The sequence below is a fragment of the Bradyrhizobium sp. PRIMUS42 genome (assembly GCF_023006515.1).
Taxonomy (GTDB): Bacteria; Pseudomonadota; Alphaproteobacteria; order Rhizobiales; family Xanthobacteraceae; genus Bradyrhizobium.
Map to the genome: position 1 here is coordinate 1 of NZ_JALBGZ010000908.1, position 2177 is coordinate 2177.

1 protein-coding gene and 1 pseudogene are annotated in these 2177 nt (G+C 64.3%); both read right to left on the reverse strand.

Annotation, left to right across the window (positions count from 1 at the left end; all coding sequences use genetic code 11):
• A partial coding sequence (locus MOV75_RS35500) for a CHASE2 domain-containing protein (RefSeq protein WP_247007671.1) occupies positions 1 to 1763 on the reverse strand: 1763 nt, incomplete at its 3' end.
• Positions 1764 to 1824: 61 nt separating this feature from the next.
• Positions 1825 to 2177, reverse strand: a pseudogene (locus MOV75_RS35505) (hypothetical protein); the annotation flags it as partial.

The window sequence follows — 2177 nt, forward strand, 5'->3', positions numbered from 1 at the left end:
AACGCCTGCGCGATCCGCTCGGCGAACGCCGCGATCGGTTCGCCGGCCTCTGCACAATCAAGCGCGATGGCGAATTCGTCGCCGCTGAGGCGGGCCACGACCGCCTTGCCATCGGCCTCGATCCGGAGACGTTCAGCGACGGCCCGCAGCACGCGGTCACCGGCTGAATGCCCAAGCATGTTGTTGATTTGCTGGAAGCCGTCGAGCCCGATTACGAGCAATGCGACCTCGCGAGGCTGTCGCCTCGCATCCGCAATCATGCCGGCCAGCCCGGCATGCAGCGTGTTGCGATTGGCAAGACCGGTCAACGCGTCATGTTCGGCGAGGTATTTGACGCGTTCGACCTCGCGTTTGCGCACCGAGATGTCACGAAGGATCGCGCCGTACTGAAAGCCATCCGTTCCCTGCCAGCCCGAGAAGCTCGCTTCGACGGGGAAGGTTTCGCCATTCTTGCGCCGACCCTCGAACTCGACGACGACCGCCCCGCCCGGAACGAGGAGTGCCTGGCGCGCGGCGTCATGCATGGACGGCCTTGCATCGCCGTCCGCCGGCACCGCGCACAACGTTTCGAATGGACGGCCGATCATCTCGGCCGGCATGTAGCCGAAGATCGCGCTCGCGCCGGGATTCCAGACCGTGATCTGGTGGTTCTCGTCGGTGCAGACGAGACCGTCGCCCAGCGACATCGCGATGCGATGGAAGCGGCTCTCGGCGATGCGTCCCAGGAGACTACGGAAATCGATCTCGTCCAGGGCGATCGCCGTCAGATAAGCGACGATCGCAATGTGGAACAGCGACGTGTTGATGATGAGCGGCCATTTGGCCTGTACAAGGACCGCCACCAGCTCGATGGCTGCCCCGGCCGAGATCAGGATTGCAACGCGCATACCTGGTGAAAGGCGGCGCCACGAATACATCATCAGAAGGCAGATTGCGCCGAGGCCCAGGATCATGCCGATGTCGGATGTCCCGCGCAGCATCCGGTTTTGCAGGATCGATTCTGCCGCCAGCGCCTGGAGAGCCGGCCCCGAAAGGATACGTCCATTTGGAACGCTAAACCTGTCCCCGAGCTCGAGCGCGGTCGCCCCCACGATGATCTTCTTGTCCCTGACCTTGTCGAGAGTCGCGGTATCGCCGCGCAGCACGTCGACATAGGAGACGATCGGAATCGAGGCTGCACGAATGCTGAAATCGATCAGGAAGGGCGGTCGCCGGTTGGCGTCCTGCCCGGCCAGCACGACAGCCATCGACGGCATCAAGGCATCGCCGAGCTTCTCGCCGAACGGATAACGGCGAACGAGTCCGTCGGATTCGACTGCGACGTTCACGACGGCCGGCCAGGACTGGTTGGCGAACGGCTTCAGGGGGCGATTGACGTGCGCCGCGCCACCATTCGGCGTCGGCTGCTTGAAGGACGGCAGGATAGTCGAACCCCCGACCTCGCGAAGAGCCTTGACGAAGGCCTCGTCGGACGCCGGATCCGACGGCGTGCTGAAATCGACATCGAAGGCGATGTCCCCCGCTCCCGCGGCCTCGAGCCTGTGCAACAGCTCCGCATGCAGCCGGCGCGGCCAGGGCCACACCCCGATCTGATCGATGGACGGTGAGTCGATGGCCACCACGACGACATTGCCGCTGGCGTCGCGCGATTGCCAGGCGAACCGCAGATCGGTGAGCGCATTGCGAAGCGCACCATGCCATCCCGTGGACAGCACGATCGCAAGCGCGATCACGACGAGAATATGTGGCCGATAGCGTTTCAATCCGATCCTCCCCCGCACCCACTCCTGCAGGTGCGCCCCACTCATCCCCTAGGAAACCGCTTCAGTGTCGGTTGTGGCCGTAGCCGTTGCCATGGCCATTGCCGCCGCCATTCCCGTTACCATCGCCGTTGTTGCCCCTGCCGTTGCCAGTAGCACCATGGTTGCCGTGGTTTCCGTTATTGCCGTTGTTACCGTTTCCGTTGTTGCCGTTGCCACCGGAGTTTCCGTTGCTGGCTCCAGGGCTGTCGCTGGAAGCACCCGCAGCCGCGGCGGCTATTGCCGCGCCTGCGCTCGATGAGTTGCCGGCCGACGGCGCACTGCTTGTCGTCGCGGCAGTCTGGACGGAGCTGTTGGGCGCCGTCGTGCTGGACTTGCCATCGCTCCAGACCGTCTCGGTACCGGCGTTGGCGTTCG